Genomic DNA, 16,710 nt, shown 5'->3' on the forward strand with positions numbered 1-16,710 from the left:
CTTAAAATAAATAAACCTGTATCAAAACGTCATGCGTTTTAATACAGGTTTTTCTGTTATTTAAAAAGTGGGATAAAAAAAGAAACTAGTGGCATATAAATCAAACTAGTTTCTCAGAATTATCATATGATTTTTACATTTCATCCGCAAAAATGGTGGCAATAAATAATTTTTCATCTCTTGTTAAGGTAAGTTTAAGCTTTTTTTCGACGGCTTGTAATGTTTTTTCCGTTTTTTGACAAATATTTTCTAACTGAGGAGTGATTTCTTCATCCTCCGGAAAAGCAAGAGGTTCGTTTTTTATCATTCTTTCTAAAGCAAAGGCTGTATGCATCACAATTCGAATCATAACGGTGTTGCTTAATTCCATTTCTAACTCATCTTGTACGTGATTTAACCACTCTAACAAAATTTCACTTATGAGATACGGATTAATAAATAGAAGGTACTTTCGTAAGTTTTCTTCGCAAAGTTCACGCACTACAATATTCCCTTCGGTCGGCTCCTCATCATAGCGTATCGTTTCTTTTGTAATTGCCTGTTGAAGTATCCGCTCTCCCTGCCCTTCAATAAGGACTTCTAGCGATACATGAGGCGCATCAATCTTAGGGTTTTTGGTACCTGCTGTTGCGACAATTTCATATTCTTTTTGAATTTCCCGAATGTTTGCTGCTAATTTAATAGAAGAAACGGTTAGAATTTTAATAGGCTCTTGAGATACTTTCCGTGAAATAATCGTTAAGATTTTTTCTAATTGTTTTGCTGTACCGCTTCCTGTTGTACAAATAGAAACAAGGGCTTTCTTTTTTCCAAACACATGCTGCTGTTTATCTATAAATTCCATAAAGTCTTTTTGCACCGAATCAAATATGGCATATAAATTTAAGTCTAAATAATTTACTTTTCTAACGGTGTCTAACACCATAGACGTCGTCACGTTGCTGATTGTTTTAATCTTAGTCCCTGTTTTTTGTTCCAACTTGCTTTCTAACATGGCAAGCGAGCCCATGTCCACAAGCATTAATACGCCTTCTCCTTCGTCTACTTTCTTAATTCCCTGGACTAACCTATCTACAATTTCGACTGGAGATACCGTCAAAGGCACATCAATAGCTATAATAGGAGTGCTCCCTAAAAGCTCCTTAGCCACTTCTACCATAGAAGTTGCCGTGCTGTTTCCATGTGCAGCAACTACAATCCCCACTCGCTTATTTTCTTCTAACGTTCGAATGGATTGAATAACCATTGTGAGATAAATGACTTCTATTTCTGGCACGACAATGTTAAACAACTTTTCAATTCGATTTTTAAAAAGCAGGGCTACCGCATATTCTTTTGGGTATGTTTCGCGAATTTCATCTATCTCCTTTGTATTTAATACGTCTACTTGTTTTTTTCGCTTTAAAAAAGATTCCATATGCATACTTAAAAAATGAATAAATCTGCGATCAAATTTACAGTTCAATTCTTTTTCTGCTAAATGTTTTAATTCTTTTGTAAGCTGAATCACGTCGTCTTCTACGAATTTCATTAAATTAGAACTCTGGCCATTTTTTTGATTAAAAAAGCTCCGAACATTCAAATGAATGTCGGTAAGAATATATTGATTGATGTCTTCTTGAGATAAACCTTCTTTTGTTAAAACATCTACTTTTTCTTCTATTAACTGATATAAATTAAATGATACGTCTTCCTCCATTTTTATTTCTTGGCTCTCCATAGCGGGAGAAATGATCGTTTTGAGGTTTACATATTCAGAAATTTTTCTGCTGCGCTCCATATTTTTACTATTCGAAATCCAATCTCGTTTAATATCATCAGGCAAATCTCTTACTGTAAGTTCCACCATATGTTTACTATCAAGGTTATTTAAAAATCCGTGTGCGCAAACGAGCTGTACATTGGACTTTAACTGCCCTACATTCCCGAATTTTTCAGTGTGGATTAAAGCATTTAATACATCAATGTGGACACTTAGCTTTTTATTAATTCGTTTAGCTTCTTGTTCTAAAAGAAACGTTGTGAGACGAAGTTTTTCTTTTAGAGATCGCTCTTCTAATGAGGGAATATGGATAGTCATCGGAATTCTTCTTAAGAAAGTTTGCAGTAAGGCTGAACCAGGATTTTCAGTTGTAGCACAAATAATTAACACTTTAGATGTTCGCTTATGATCTGTCTCCCCTAGGCGATTGTACGTACCTTGATCAATGAGGTAAAAAAGCATTTCTTGACCTTCAGGAGGAAGCCGGTGTATTTCATCCATAAAGAGAATGCCTTCATTTGCTTGTTCTACTAAACCTACTTTACTTTCAGTTGCTCCAGTGAAACTCCCTTGCTTATGACCAAATAACTGAGAAAGAAGTAATTGAGGATTGTGATAATAATCAGCGCAGTTAAAGGTAATGAACGGGGCCCCTGTTTTTAACCTCTCTGAATATAAAGCAAATTGATAGATTCGTTTTGCAAAAAGAGATTTGCCTGATCCCGTGGGACCTAATAGCAGCATATGTAACCCATTGGGCGGGTAAAGGACAGCGGCTTTTGCTTGAGAAATCGATTTTTTTAAACTGCCTGTGGCTCCAATCATTAATTCAAAAGGATTAGCAGGAAGTGCTTCTTCTTTTCCTCCATTAGATAGCTGCTCTAGTTTTTCCACTTCCATCTTATTCGTATCCCACTTTTGACGAAAAATGGTTTCGACAACCTCTAGCGGAACGTAGCGAACGGGGAACATTTTAATTTTAATTACTTTTTGCATGCGGACAAGTTTATTCAGTTCAAGACTTACATTAGATCTCTCTAAATCTAACTGTTCAGCAATTTCAATCGCTGAGCTTCCTTGTTTATGTAAAAGTTCTACTTCTGTAAACTCCTGAAAATTACTCAACAGCTGATTATATACCTTATCAATTCGTTTCATTAAGAAGCACCTTCTTTATTTTCAGTTAACGAACGGGATTTTCTCTTTCAAAGAAATGAAACATTCCCTACTACTACAAGTTATTTCATCTATAAGTATCATCATGTTATACTAATCTATGAAAGCGTTTCAAGCCATTATATGTAAATATATTAAGTTAGTCAACCTTGCATGTCAACCGGTTTCATTCTTAAAGTTATAGTCTGTCTGAATGTTTCATTTTCTTTAAATAAAATAACTATGAATCTGTATATACTACTTTTTTATTTTAATCAGCACTGCAGTTACAGCATATTTGTGATTACATACTAAAACGAAAGAAAACAGCAGCAGTTGTCGCCATTTTCTTTCGTTTTTAAAAATTATCTATCTGTACTTAATTGTCCTTGTGGTAAAATACTATTTTTCACAACAGCTGTTTTTGATCCTTTAATATTTAACAAGAAGCTAGGAGCAAACGTAGAATGTTCCTCTGAATAGAAGCCTCTGTTTGTCATGTAACTTGTAATCACGACATTGTCTCCTTTCACTTGTGGAACTGCGAAGTGTGAATACGTGAACGTTTTGTCATTAGGATCGAGGTCCATATGTAAAACAAGTCCTGTATCATTTAGCGGTTTGTATTTTCCTGTCAGCGTATTTGATACGTATCCTAGCATATATACGTCATCTTGGCCGATACCGTCAATAGTCATTTTAGATCCGCGAGAATCTGTGAATAAGTACCATTTTCCATCTTTTTTAAATACATTTGCGCGTTCAATTTCATCTGTCACCGTGTTTGAAGTAATCAGTGAATCCATTACTTTTTTCAAGGTATAATCGTTATTTAATTCAATAATGCCTAATGCACCGTTTGCTAAAGCGGCTTTCTTTTTATTAGAGCTCTGAAGTAATTTCTCTTTTTCTGATTGGAAAAATGGATTATTCCCACCGTAGTAAGCTCGATTGTAAAGGGAATCTTCACCTTGATAACCATCTTCAGTTCCTGTGTTCGCTTCAAACACAAGGTACTTATGCCCTTTATCCTCTACATAGTGAGGATCTCTCAACGTGTGATTATCTCCTGAACCATATGCGCCTTCGTCAATAAACTGCTGAATATTTTGATATTTTTTACCATCACCATCAAAAATGGATTTATGATCTTCAACACCTTCAATCTTTAACGTATCTGCACTTGGCTGAGATACATTTACTTGAGCTGTTGTTAAGGTTTGTTTTCCATAGGTTGTACCTGAAAAGTTAGTATAGAATAAGCGTATTTTTCCATCTGATGTTAAAGTAGCAGATCCTGACCATTCTTGTGTTTGCTTTTTCAAATGAGGATCATTCGGTACAAATTTTTCACTGTCTTTGAACACTCTTCCTGCATTTTTCCAACTGTCAATCGACTCTTCACCTATTTTTTGATAAAACACATAAATAGATGTATCATCAGCATCTTTCGGATCACCTGCTAGCGCAAATACAACTTGGTAACCATGATAGTTGGCTACTGTTCCGTCAGCATTTTGCAGGGGCCAGCTGTCCCATACGTCTAAATCAATTAAATTGCCCGATTTATCATACCCTTTTGCAGAGGCAATATTTTTGATTGTTGATTTATCAAAAGCTGGAACTTTAAACTGTTCGCTTTTTTGCTGCTGAGGAATTTTCAGCATGTTATCACGCGTAATATGGGAAACTCCATAATTATTATTAGTATCTTTATGATTGCTTTCGGCAGCCCATGTTTGAGATCCAGCACCTACTAACAGAGCTGTAGCAAAAGATAAAGCTGTAGTTTGCTTTGCGATTTTCTTAATATTCATCTGTTTTTCTCCCTTTTGTATAATACTTTTTCTTGTATCACTCACAAGCAATTCATTTTCTATGTATCGAGAAGTCATATCAATCTGGTGAAATAACAGAACCGGTTCCATTACCTTTCCAAGATTACTTGCATAATATTGAAAAGTCAAATAGGTAAAATGGATTAACCATGCCCTTGTTTCTCCCTTTATTTTTTCAATTTAGTTATAAAGTCTTAAATCTTTAACTTTTTGATTAAGTAGGCAAATTGATCGTCATATTTAACCTGCTATTTTTTATAAGTTCTTCTACAGCTATTAAAGTAGACCATTTTCAAAAAAATATCTTTAATGTATTTTTTGTGAAATAGTGGAATAATTTATTATATAATAGTTTCTACTGGTAATAATAAGAGACAAAAGAATTAGGTAATCTCTTTTTTTTTTGATTCTTTTATACTGTTAAATTTTATGCAGCTCTTCCCAAGGAATTGCTATCATTTCAATGAATCAATCATACATTTTTCAGAAAATCAAAAAGAGCTCTTTATAAAGAGCTCTCTTTGATTTCATTTATGCTGTCTTTAAATAGCTGTTCTTATCTAAATAAATCAAGTGCCGCAGTACGTTTGATAAGGCTGATTAGACGGAGCAGACGGTGTACAATACTCTGACTGATCCGGCGATTCATATGGGCTAGAAAGCACTTCTAGAAGATCTTCCATAACGCTATAGTCTCCTTTTTGTGCTGCATCTAGCGCTGCTTCTACTCGGTGATTTCGAGGAATGACAGCGGGATTGTTATGTTTCATAAGCTTTTCCGACTCTGCTTTAGATTGTTTTTGTCTGCCTAGTCTTTTCTGCCATAACTCCTGCCACTGTGCAAATTCTTCGCTTTCAAACAGGTCACTCTTTCCTAGCTTATTGAAAGTTAATGCACGAAATGTATTTGTATAGTCAGCTTTATAGGTTTTCATCATGGTAAGAAGCTCTTGGAATAATGCTTCATCTTCTTTTTCTTCGTTAAAAAGTCCAAGTTTAGCCTGCATACCCGCCAGCCAGTTTTCTCGATAGAGTTTTGGAAATTCTGTCACGGCGCTTTGTGCTATTTCAACTGCTTTTTCTATATCTTGATCCAACAGAGGTAATAAAGCTTCAGCAAACCTCGCAAGATTCCACCCTGTAATGCCCGGTTGATTTTGATAAGCGTAGCGCCCTTGTACATCAATTGAACTAAATACAGTTTCTGGATCATAGGTATCCATAAATGCACATGGCCCATAATCAATTGTTTCTCCGCTAATTGTCATATTATCCGTATTCATGACGCCGTGAATAAAACCAATAAGCTGCCATTTAGCAACTAGGGTAGCGTGACGCTTAATCACTTCTTGAAGCAATGATAAATATTTTTTTTCATTCTTTTCTATGTGGGAAAAGTGACGTTCTAATGCATAGTCAGCTAAAGCTTGAAGGTTTTCGACTGTTCCCCATTTGGCAGCAAATTGAAATGTGCCAAAACGAAGGTGACTGGAAGCTACACGCGTCAAAATCGCCCCCGGCAGTTCTTTTTCGCGAACAATGGATTCACCTGTTGTTACGACTGCCAGGCTCCGAGTAGTCGGAATACCAAGAGCATGCATGGCTTCACTAATAATATACTCACGCAGCATAGGTCCTAGAGCTGCCCGGCCGTCTCCTCCTCGGGAATACGGTGTTCGGCCTGAGCCTTTAAGCTGAAGGTCTACTTTCTCACCCGAAGGCGTAACTTGCTCCCCTATCAGCATAGCCCGGCCGTCTCCTAGCATGTTAAAGTGGCCAAATTGATGCCCCCCATAAGCTTGTGCAAGCGGGAAAGCACCTTTTGGAAAACTGTTTCCAGCCAAAATACTAACTCCTTCTGGGCTTTGCAGCTGTTCTTTTTGTAACCCTAGAGACGCGGCTAAAGAGTCGTTAAATTTAACTATTTTAGGTGAACTCACTGGATTAGGATCAAGGGGGGTAAAAAAGATGTTTGGCAACTCCGCATAGCTATTACGCAAATTCCATCCTGTTTCTTTTTGATTAGTCATCGTATCTCCTTTTCTTCTTGTGTCTTAAAACATAACTCTTTTCTTTACTGATCGTGGTTTTATAAGTGCAGCAGCCCTGCTCTATCCTGCTTTCTTTTGGGCATCTTAGAGCAGGACAGTTTCTCTTTCATTCATTATCTCTTTTACTATTATATCGTATTTGCTCGTACTTTTAATCTAAAGTGCCTTATCCATTTATATACCGCCACTTTGTTGACGAGCTATTAAATGCTCAAAAAAGAAGAAGTATTAATATACTTCTTCCTCTGTATTTTACCCCCAAATATCTTTTAAATTCCAATATGTTAACTCTTTTACGATTACGTCTCCTCCTTCAGTAAATAACTCAATTCCAAGCCTGCTTTCTTTTGGATAAATGCGGCTTGTCATGGTAGCTTGTCCTTCGTTTGCAAATACTTCGATGGAAGAACGATCCAAAAATATTCGTAAAGCTAGTGTCTCACCTGCTTGCAACGCTACTTTCCTCACTCCCTCTTCTTTTCCCGAGTGAGTACAGTCAAGCACTAGCTTTTGCTCATTAAGGTTATAACACATAAGCGTTTCTTCGTTGTTTATTCCACGAATTTTTATTCCTACTGATGAAGCTTGGCAGTCCGTTAAATCAAATACAGCTTGTATCTCTAGCAAGTCTTCATTTACTTCTACTACATAGCTTTCAAAAAGAGCTTTATTGGTTAGCATATTATATTGAGTCTGCCGAAGTGATGTAAGCTCTTGGACGGGGTTCATTAACACTTTATCCTCTCTTAAAGTTAGTTCTCTCGGAAGCGTTAGCGCACCGCACCATCCATCCTCTTTCGTTGGCATATTAGCTTCCCACATGTCCATCCATCCAATTGCAATTCGTCTTCCTTTATCATCTAAAAGCGTTTGAACAGCATAAAAATCGTGGCCGTGATCTAATTCAGTCAATGACCCATGATGAAATGTATTGGTTTCATAACTATATTCTCCAACTAAATATCCCGTTTGGAAAAGGTTGTGATAGGAATCACCTTTTGCTTCTATCCCTTGAGGAGAAATCATTAACACATGCTTTCCGTCTAACTCAAAGAAGTCCGGACACTCCCACATGTATCCTAGATCTCCATCGCTTTTAGCAAGGACGCCAACATATTCCCACTGTCGTAAATTTGAAGATCTGTATAAGATAACACGTCCCTCTTGTTTCTTTGTTGAGTTTCCTAGAATCATATACCAGAAATCCTCGTGCTTCCATACTTTGGGATCTCGAAAATGATGAGAGCTATCTGCCGGCGGCTCAGCAATAACTGGGTTGACCTCTGCTTTTTCAAAGGTAATGCCGTCTTTACTAACAGCTATATTTTGGTTTTGAAAAAAAGTATCCAGTTCTTTGTTTATATAATTATGTCCTGTATAAATTAGCGTAAGCTCTCCTTCGTTATCCACGGCACTTCCAGAAAAACATCCATCTTTATCAAATGTATCTCCAGGAGCTAAAGCAATCGGTAAATGCTGCCAATGAACAAGATCTTTGCTTTTTACATGTCCCCAGTGCATCGGCCCCCAACTCTCGTCATAAGGATGATGTTGATAAAAAACATGATATTCCCCTTTATACTGAACCAACCCATTCGGATCATTAATCCAGTTCGCAGGCGCCATAATATGATACCCCAACCGATATTGATGATTTACCTTTTTCTCTGCTTCATTTAATGAATTTTGAGCTTGCTCGATTTTATTTATCGTTAACATCATCATATCCCCCTATATAATCTGTGTGTTTTTTTGTACATCTTTTCTTATAAACTTATGTTTTTTAGAGTTTAGTAATGTAAACATGGAAATAACGTTAAATACCAAAACCATACCTCCCATAATTAAATAGGTATGGGAAAAACCTACGCTATCATATAATCCTCCCGCTATAGGTGAAAGGACTGAAGCACCTATTTGTGAAGCGAATTGGAATCCAACCAAATAAAGGATAGAAGATAGGCGCGTGTCAAAGTTAGCTGCCAAATATTTAAAGATGGCAATGAGCATAATAGGAAGTTCTAATGCATGAATAAGCTTCATTGAAGATATTCCAATTGGACCAACCACAAGTCCTGACCCAATAATACGAAATCCCATTAGAAATCCTGCTAAAATCAAACTATTTTTTGCACCAATCTTATTTACAATAAACGGTGCTGCGAACATCATTCCAGCTTCTAAAAATACTTGAAACGAATTTAAGTAGCCAAATACTTGGTTACCTATCGATTCAGTAGGAAACAAAGATGCATAATAGATAGGAAATTGCTGATCGTATACCCCATACACGCACGTAACGCCAACAACATAAATCATAAAAAACCAAAATTCCTTCAATAAGAATAAATTACCTACATCTCTCAGCGTGACGGATTCAGCTTTTTCCATTTCATAGCTGCTCATTTCTACCTTCACAGAAAAAATAATAGCCACTAGGATAACCGCTGAAACGGATGCCACCCAAAAATTAATATGAGGATTAATATTAAATAGTTGTCCTGCAAAGAATGTAGCTGCAGCCCAGCCTAATGACCCCCACATTCTAGATTTTCCGTACTCAAATTTATATTTTCGGCTGACTTTCTCTATGTATGTTTCAATCGCTCCGATGCCCGCCAAAAATGCTACTCCTAAATATAAGCCTCCGATAATCGCTCCTATCAACACATTGTATTGAAGCAAAGGCCCATAAATAAAAATATAAAATGGTCCTACAAACACTAAAAGACAGCTAATAAAAAATAAAATGTGTTTTTTTAAACCTATCCTGTCAGATATATATCCGTACAAAGGCTGCATACATAAAGCAAAGATAGCGTTTACAGAAAAGATTAAGCCTGTAGCTGATCCGTTCAACTTAATCTCTTGCCCTAGCCAGATAGAAAATAAAGAGTAGCTCGACGACCACGTAAAAAAGAAGAAGAAAAAATATGCACTCAGCTTCCAATATAAACTTTTTGAACTTTTCATTTTAGTTACCCCTTTAGCTTAAGATATAAAATCTTTTATCTAACAAAATGAAAGCACTTTCAATTTGATTTTATGTCAACCGGTTTCATATGTCAACCGGTTTCACATTTTATATGGCAAAAAGATTGTATTAGGCGTAAAAGTGAGCTTTATGGTATGTTTAAATTGTTCAATAAAACGTTTACAATCTTTACATAGATTTTTATGTATCAAAATAAAACGTAGCGACTGGAAAGCTGCTTGCTTGATTGCATTTATTTTAAGGCTTTTACATGTCTGATATATACTATAAAAGCAAGGTTTTGGAGAAATTAGGAGGAAACTAGATGAAAGCCAAAATTAGTGATGTAGCAAAAATTGCAGGTGTTTCACCGACTACAGTTTCTCGTGTATTAAATAACCGTGGTTACATAAGCAAAGAAACGCGGGAAAATGTTTATAAAGCAATGAAAGAAATTAATTATTTCCCAAATGATATTGCACGTTCGCTATTTAATAAGCGAACAAATTTAATCGGTATGATTGTCCCGCAAACGAGCAACCCTTTTTTCGGAGAGTTAGCCTTTCATATTGAAAGTATATGTGCTTCTCTTAACTACAAAGTACTTCTTTGTAACAGTCTGAATCGCATTGATAAAGAAAAAAAATATGTAGAAATGCTTATCAGAAATCAGGTAGACGGTGTTATTGCCGTTACTTATAATAGAGGTATTTTTGATTCTGAAAGTCAAAGCCTTCCTGTAGTAGCAGTAGATCATTATTTATCAAAAGGTATTCCTACCGTATCTTCTGATAACTATTCTGGAGGAGAACAAGCCACGGAATTGCTTATTTCAAAAGATTGTAAGCATATTATTCATATTAACGGTCCCCTTAAACTTGAAACTCCAGCTAACTTAAGAAGGAAAGCTTATGAAAATGTGATGAAACAGTATGGAAAACAGCCTATCACGTATGAAATTTCAAATACCTTTGACCGCAACATTCAGCGAGAAACTATTTCTAAGGTTTTTGAAGAACATCCGGAAGTAGATGGTATTTTTGCAAGCGATGACTTACTTGCAGCTTTAGTAGTTGCTGAAGCACAAAAAAGAGGAAAAAGCATTCCAAAAGATTTAAAAATCGTGGGCTATGACGGAACGGAAGCCAGTCAGACTTTGTTACCTGGTCTAACTACAATTCAACAGCCCATTGAATCGATTGCTCAAACAGCCATTGATATTTTACTAAAAGAAATTGAAGGAGAATTTAGTAATGTCCCCCGTGAAATCTGTCTTCCAGTTAAGCTTCTAGAAGGGCAAACAACGTAAAAATACGTTTTTTATAAAATAAATATCAGTTTGTTGCATATTCTTCTTCCTTTATTCACACCTTAACGTTACAGAAAGGAGTTGAATACAATGGCAAACAATAAAAGCAGCAATAATAATGAATTATTAGTATACGGAGCTGAACAAGCAATCGATCAAATGAAATATGAAATCGCTAGCGAGTTCGGAGTAAATTTAGGAGCTGACACTACTGCACGTGCAAACGGATCAGTAGGCGGCGAAATCACAAAACGTCTTGTACAATTAGCTGAGCAACAACTTGGCGGCGGACGTTTCTAAGACAATTTCATACACACCATGACTTAAGGAAGAATGGATATCCATTCTTCCTTTTCATATATTTAATTTCCATCTTTATATAAAAATTATTATTGCTCATCCTCTTTACTGACTGATTTTGTTTTTCCTTTCTTTAGTACAGCACTGATTCCCAAACAACAGACAGCTGCTATCCATCCGGAGATGAGAAAATAAACGGAAGTATTTGCAAAGAGTGTACCTATTAAAATAAACAGGCCTCCGAGAATAATAAAAAGGACGTGACCTTCACCATTTTTTTTCACCTTCATCACCTCTCCCCTACGTATACAAACTACTGTTCAGATACAAAAGAAACTTCTTGATAAACAAGAAGTTTTCTTACGTCCGTTTCTTTTTCAATAAAAAATAAAGGTGTTTTCTTTTTATTTATTCAACAAAACCACTCAATATTCTTCTCAATTACGTGCTATTCAATAATTTCTCCTGTTTTATACTCTTTCATAAATACATCAATAACATCTCCTGCTTCCTCGTTCTCCTCCTGCATTTGAACGAGTATTTCGTTTTGTGCATTTACCGAAAGAATTCTGACATCCGACATTCGGTTTATATCCAGCTGCAGTTCCAAATCTTTGGCAACTTCATCAGCTTTTAGTGAATCTTTGATAATATATCTGTGACTTCTCATGACATTCGCTCCTTTACGTTATATGAACGAATATAGTTTATCCAAACTATCAGTACACAATGACATTTTTTCTTATGTCTTTTATTTAAGCAAAACAAAAAAACGGCTTTTATCAGCCGTTTTTTTGTTTTGCTTTTCGATTATGAAAAAGCATATTTATTTCTTTATTTGACCGTTCTCTGTATCAGGTATCATACGTTTATTTATTCCGAATGCGTAAAAACTAATGACAACGAGAGCGAGGAAAATAACCCCTACAATAAGTGAAATACGCGTTTCATCATTAAACCACATGCCTACAAGCACCATTAGTAGAAAAGCAATGGTTACATAGTTCGTTACAGGCGCAAAAGGCATTTTGAAAGGATGACTATCCATTTCAGCACCTTTAGCTTTACGGAAACGAATTTGGCTGATAAGAATAATGAACCAAGGAATCATTCCAGGAAGCACGCTAGCACTGTATACATAAACAAATACATTAGGTGGAGCGATGTAGTTTAAAACAACACCAATTACTAATCCAATCATAACAGCGAGCGTACTGTAAATTGGAACGCCGTTGCGAGAAATTTTTGTAAAGAATTTAGGTGCTTGACCGTTTATACCGAGCGTATAAAGCATGCGTCCTGCACTAAAGATTCCGCTATTACAGCCTGACATCGCTGCCGTAATGACTACAAAGTTAATGATACCTGCAGCTGCCGTAACACCAACTTTAGCAAATGTAGATACAAATGGACTTCCTAAAGAATCTAACTCATTCCAAGGATATACCGTCACGATAACGAAAATAGCTCCAATATAAAAAATTAAAATGCGCCAGATGATGCTTTGAATTGCGTTTCTTAACGTTTTTTTAGGGTCCTTTGCTTCACCAGCTGTAATACCAATTAGCTCGACTCCTTGATAGGCTGCAATAACAAGAGATAGAGCAAAGAAAAAGCCTGACCATCCGCCTGCAAAGAAGCCGCCGTGTGCCCAAAGGTTTGATAGTCCAATCGCGTCTCCCCCGTTTCCAAATCCGAAGAAAATTAACCCAAGTCCTGCGATAATCATTAAAATAATTGTTACAATCTTAATCATCGCAAACCAAAATTCAAACTCTCCAAATGATTTTACTGAAATTAAGTTTGCTGTGCCTAAAATCAACATGGCAATAATACCAGGCACCCAAGCTGGTAAATGAGGGAACCAATAATGCATATATGCTCCTACCGCTATAATTTCAGACATCCCTACGATTACAAATTGAAACCAGTTACTCCAAGCAGCCATATAACCTGCTAATGGATGAATATATTTGTGGCCAAATGTAGCGAATGAACCTGTGCTTGGTTCCATGTACAGCATTTCGCCCATAGCACGCATAATAAAGAAAATAAACATTCCGCAAATTGCGTAAGCAAGCAATACCGATGGACCTGTCCATTGAATCGTGCTTGCTGATCCCATAAATAATCCAACGCCAATTGTTCCACCAAGCGCGATCATTTGAATGTGACGAGATTCTAAGCCTCTTTTTAACTCTTTGTCTGCCATTCCATTTCCTCCTCCTAAACTTGTTATAGCTCTGTTAGGAAAGATACTTTCTGTTTCTGATGGAACAGCTGTCGTTTTTAAATCATTCCATTTTTACCTAGTACCTTTACAACTAAACTATTTTTTCTATTTTTAGCTATTCGACTGTATAATTACTTATTTTATAATAATAAATTTTCCTCAGAAATACAATTGTTTTTTTCAGAAAAACACTTAAGTAAACCATTTACCTCTGTCAAATCAGTCATTTTCGTAAAATAGTTTTTTATTTCAGTATAATTAAAATTTTATGAATATTAAAATAAATATAGTCTCAGCTTGGATGCTGGAACACTCTCTTTCTCAAGGATAACGAAATGAAACCATTACTTAATCGAATAAATTCCTTTTTTCTACTTTTACGTTTTTTCTTTCTTTTCTTAGGGAAAGTATCCATAGAAAATAGAGATGAGGAGGGATTTTTCATGTGGCAAGCTGCGATGTGGGGCGGAATTTCAGGATCAGCTGTCCTTCTTGGTGCTTTGGCAGCAGTTTTTTTGCCTATCGGCAAAAAGATAATTGGTTATATTATGGCTTTTGGGACGGGTGTATTAATTGGAGCATCTACCTATGAGCTGCTTGGAGACTCGGTTCATAGCGGCGGGTTAAAAGCTACTTCTCTTGGGTTCCTTGCGGGGGCTGTCGTTTTTACTTTTTTAGACTATCTAATTTCACGTCAAGGAGCGAATAAAAGAAAAAGGTCTACAAAACAAATGGCCGCGAATAGTTCTGGAATTGCTATATTTATAGGAACCGTCATGGATGCAATCCCAGAGTCCATTATGATTGGAGCTAGCTTAATTGAAAATGCAACCGTTAGCTGGCTTCTTGTTATCGCTATTTTTATAAGTAATATTCCTGAAGGACTCTCCAGTACGACCGGTCTAGTAAAAAGCGGATTCTCTAAGAGGAAAATTTTTTTACTATGGGCAGCTGTTTTGTTCATTTCAGCTTTTAGTTCATGGACAGGCTTTGTTTTTTTAGATCATGCATCTGAGACACTTATGGCTGCTATTGCTGCTTTTGCTGGCGGTGGTATTATTGCTATGGTAGGTTCTACAATGATGCCAGAGGCCTATGAAGAAGGAGGTTCCATTACAGGATTGATTGCTGCACTTGGATTACTTGCTTCATTGATACTGGATCATTTCTCTTAATCATCTTCATATTACTTTTATCGTTTCCAAGTAGAAAACAGAAAGCCTTCTACTTGGAGATATTTATCTCAAGCACATTATGATGAATGTGTCTTCTTAATAAATAAAATCGTAGTTCTCTCTTATTTCCTGAGTAAAAGCTTTCCAATCCGTAGCTTCAAATTCTGCATCCCGTGCTTTTAACTCTTTTTCCATTCCTTGAATCTCTTGAACAGCTTCTATTGTTCTTTCACTTCCTGGCCCTACTCTCCAAATTAATTCTTTGTATTCTTGTATTTTGCGTCGCAGCGAAGCGGTATCCATTTCTACATATTTTGACATATTTCTAAGCTCCTTTTTCTTATTTCTCTTAACCATATCATATTTTATATAAAATTTTTTAAGATTAATTTCAACTTAATAAATACTGCTATACAGGGCTTCGTGGTCTGATGATTTTGAGAAAAATCTAATTTTTAGAAAAAATATAAAATAACCAGTTTAATCCTTTTTTGACCGGGAAGACAGACTATGAATTCAAATTTATTAGGAGGGATGCAAGATGGCAACTAATAAAAAGAATGAAAAAATGAGTCGTGAAGAAGCAGGAAGAAAAGGTGGAAAAGCTACTTCCAAAAATCATGACAAAGAGTTTTACCAAGAAATTGGTGAAAAAGGCGGAGAAGCTACTTCCAAAAATCAAGGTAAAGAATTTTACGAGGAAATTGGAAGAAAAGGCGGCAGATCCAGCAGCCAGCGTAATAATTAACTAGTATTTGAAGTATATAAACAACTCGAAGAAGAAAAGTTCCTTATAGTACAAGTCATAGGAACTTTTTTTCTTCTAACTAATCTTCTCCATCTCTTTATGGTAATGGGCTAACGATTGATCTTTTATGAATGAGAATAGTTCTGAATCAATAAAAGGAATCAATTTCTCTCCTATCTCCCAAGCATTACATTCAATTTGATACAAGAGACCTTTATCGTCTGTTTGATCAAACTTTGCACTCAAAGATAAAAGGTCTTCATCTAGAGCATGACCTAATTCGTGAGCTAAAATAATCCATTGATAAGATTCTAAACAATCATTTGAACCAAATAAGTGCTGACACTGTATGTTAATATCTTTTTCATATAAAAAAATAGAATGTGTGCTAGGAACGTACTTTCCGCCTACACACCGCGTTCCAGGAAACTCATCTTCAATAACTAGCTTTATTGTTGGATCTACTCCATGAACAAAATCATGTAAATTCATAAAATCCCCCACTTCTTTTCTCCAAACTTTAACTTTTCCCAAAAATACATGTACAGTTTTACCATTATACATACGTTTATCTAAAATAACGTATGTATGTTTTTTTTTCAATATGTACAGGGCTATACATACAAAAAAAGCAAGCATAGCTGCTTGCTTTTTTTGTATTAAAGCGGTGCTTCAACTTTTATATTGCCCGCTTATCCTTACAGTTTTATATGTAGAATTTTATTAACGATATCGACTCGAATATTCGAGAATGCTACGCAGCATTTGCCTTGTACTCTGTGATTCATTTGTGCGTTCTTTATATTCAAGAGGACGACTAGGCGTTGAACTATTTTCTTCTTTATAGTGATAATTTTTGTTTTCGGACACGTTTTTTCACTTCCCTATCTCTATTTTATCCAGAGCAGCTCAAAGCTGCTCTTTTGGTTGTCATTCTTTTACTTATTATGACGACTTACTTTTGCTTTTTGAAGCTCATCTGTATGAATATCGTTTGATAAAATACTTTTATTCACATTATCGACAGCAGCTGCACTGCTGCTGACTCCTTGATTTTTGCTTTTATTTTGTTTACTCATTCCATCCACCTCCATGTGTAACGTCTATATTTTATGGAGTTATAAAAAGAAAATAAGAGGTAGTATTAGGAAAATGACCTTCTTTT

14 protein-coding genes and 1 pseudogene are annotated in these 16,710 nt (G+C 35.9%); 4 read left to right on the forward strand and 11 right to left on the reverse strand.

The window, feature by feature from the left end:
• Positions 1-133: 133 nt before the first annotated feature.
• The 5 genes from ACH0CI_RS11470 to ACH0CI_RS11490 form a co-directional block, all read right to left on the reverse strand.
• On the reverse strand, positions 134-2,920 hold the full coding sequence (locus ACH0CI_RS11470; RefSeq protein WP_406901460.1) for a sigma-54-dependent transcriptional regulator: 2,787 nt from the start codon (positions 2,918-2,920) through the stop codon (positions 134-136).
• A gap of 362 nt (positions 2,921-3,282) precedes the next feature.
• Positions 3,283-4,734: a glycoside hydrolase family 68 protein gene (locus tag ACH0CI_RS11475; protein WP_406901461.1), complete on the reverse strand. Its 1,452-nt coding sequence runs from the start codon at positions 4,732-4,734 to the stop codon at positions 3,283-3,285.
• A gap of 590 nt (positions 4,735-5,324) precedes the next feature.
• Positions 5,325-6,785, reverse strand: coding sequence for a protein adenylyltransferase SelO (locus ACH0CI_RS11480; protein WP_406901462.1), 1,461 nt, complete (start codon positions 6,783-6,785; stop codon positions 5,325-5,327).
• 273 nt (positions 6,786-7,058) lie between these two features.
• Positions 7,059-8,516, reverse strand: coding sequence for a glycoside hydrolase family 32 protein (locus tag ACH0CI_RS11485; protein ID WP_406901776.1), 1,458 nt, complete (start codon positions 8,514-8,516; stop codon positions 7,059-7,061).
• Positions 8,517-8,537: 21 nt separating this feature from the next.
• Positions 8,538-9,779, reverse strand: coding sequence for an MFS transporter (locus tag ACH0CI_RS11490; RefSeq protein ID WP_335708380.1), 1,242 nt, complete (start codon positions 9,777-9,779; stop codon positions 8,538-8,540).
• A 326-nt stretch (positions 9,780-10,105) separates the two neighbouring features.
• Between ACH0CI_RS11490 and ACH0CI_RS11495 the strand changes: the two genes are divergently transcribed.
• Together ACH0CI_RS11495 and ACH0CI_RS11500 are read left to right on the forward strand one after the other, a co-directional pair.
• Entirely contained in the window at positions 10,106-11,089 is a 984-nt protein-coding gene (locus ACH0CI_RS11495) for a LacI family DNA-binding transcriptional regulator (RefSeq protein WP_045291391.1), read from the forward strand.
• A gap of 90 nt (positions 11,090-11,179) precedes the next feature.
• Positions 11,180-11,389 carry an alpha/beta-type small acid-soluble spore protein gene (locus ACH0CI_RS11500; RefSeq protein ID WP_013058452.1) on the forward strand — a complete coding sequence of 70 codons (210 nt, stop codon included), beginning with the start codon at positions 11,180-11,182 and terminating at the stop codon, positions 11,387-11,389.
• Between the two features lie 89 nt (positions 11,390-11,478).
• Here the strand turns inward: ACH0CI_RS11500 and ACH0CI_RS11505 are convergent, their stop codons facing one another.
• From ACH0CI_RS11505 to ACH0CI_RS11515, 3 genes are all read right to left on the reverse strand, one after another.
• Positions 11,479-11,679: a hypothetical protein gene (locus tag ACH0CI_RS11505; protein ID WP_045291392.1), complete on the reverse strand. Its 201-nt coding sequence runs from the start codon at positions 11,677-11,679 to the stop codon at positions 11,479-11,481.
• Positions 11,680-11,837: 158 nt separating this feature from the next.
• Positions 11,838-12,059, reverse strand: coding sequence for a hypothetical protein (locus tag ACH0CI_RS11510; protein WP_016763596.1), 222 nt, complete (start codon positions 12,057-12,059; stop codon positions 11,838-11,840).
• Positions 12,060-12,215: 156 nt separating this feature from the next.
• Positions 12,216-13,601, reverse strand: a complete 1,386-nt coding sequence (locus tag ACH0CI_RS11515) for an amino acid permease (protein ID WP_406901463.1) — start codon at positions 13,599-13,601, stop codon at positions 12,216-12,218.
• A gap of 464 nt (positions 13,602-14,065) precedes the next feature.
• Here ACH0CI_RS11515 and ACH0CI_RS11520 point away from each other — a divergent pair, with 464 nt between their 5' ends.
• On the forward strand, positions 14,066-14,797 hold the full coding sequence (locus ACH0CI_RS11520) for a ZIP family metal transporter (protein ID WP_048018558.1): 732 nt from the start codon (positions 14,066-14,068) through the stop codon (positions 14,795-14,797).
• A gap of 96 nt (positions 14,798-14,893) precedes the next feature.
• On the opposite strand, the gene ACH0CI_RS11525 is transcribed toward ACH0CI_RS11520, so the two are convergent.
• On the reverse strand, positions 14,894-15,118 hold the full coding sequence (locus tag ACH0CI_RS11525; protein WP_335706864.1) for a transcriptional regulator: 225 nt from the start codon (positions 15,116-15,118) through the stop codon (positions 14,894-14,896).
• 220 nt (positions 15,119-15,338) lie between these two features.
• On the opposite strand from ACH0CI_RS11525, the pseudogene ACH0CI_RS11530 reads away from it, so the two are divergent.
• A pseudogene (locus tag ACH0CI_RS11530) lies at positions 15,339-15,542 on the forward strand (KGG domain-containing protein); the annotation flags it as partial.
• Positions 15,543-15,620: 78 nt separating this feature from the next.
• Here the strand turns inward: ACH0CI_RS11530 and ACH0CI_RS11535 are convergent.
• Both ACH0CI_RS11535 and ACH0CI_RS11540 read right to left on the reverse strand, forming a co-directional pair.
• Positions 15,621-16,037, reverse strand: coding sequence for a hypothetical protein (locus tag ACH0CI_RS11535; protein WP_406901464.1), 417 nt, complete (start codon positions 16,035-16,037; stop codon positions 15,621-15,623).
• Positions 16,038-16,483: 446 nt separating this feature from the next.
• Positions 16,484-16,624 (reverse strand): hypothetical protein, encoded by a 141-nt coding sequence (locus ACH0CI_RS11540; RefSeq protein ID WP_013082478.1) that lies wholly within the window; start codon positions 16,622-16,624, stop codon positions 16,484-16,486.
• Positions 16,625-16,710 lie beyond the last annotated feature (86 nt).

The sequence above is a fragment of the Priestia sp. 179-F W1.4 NHS genome, from assembly GCF_045369295.1.
Classification (GTDB): Bacteria; Bacillota; Bacilli; order Bacillales; family Bacillaceae_H; genus Priestia; species Priestia zanthoxyli.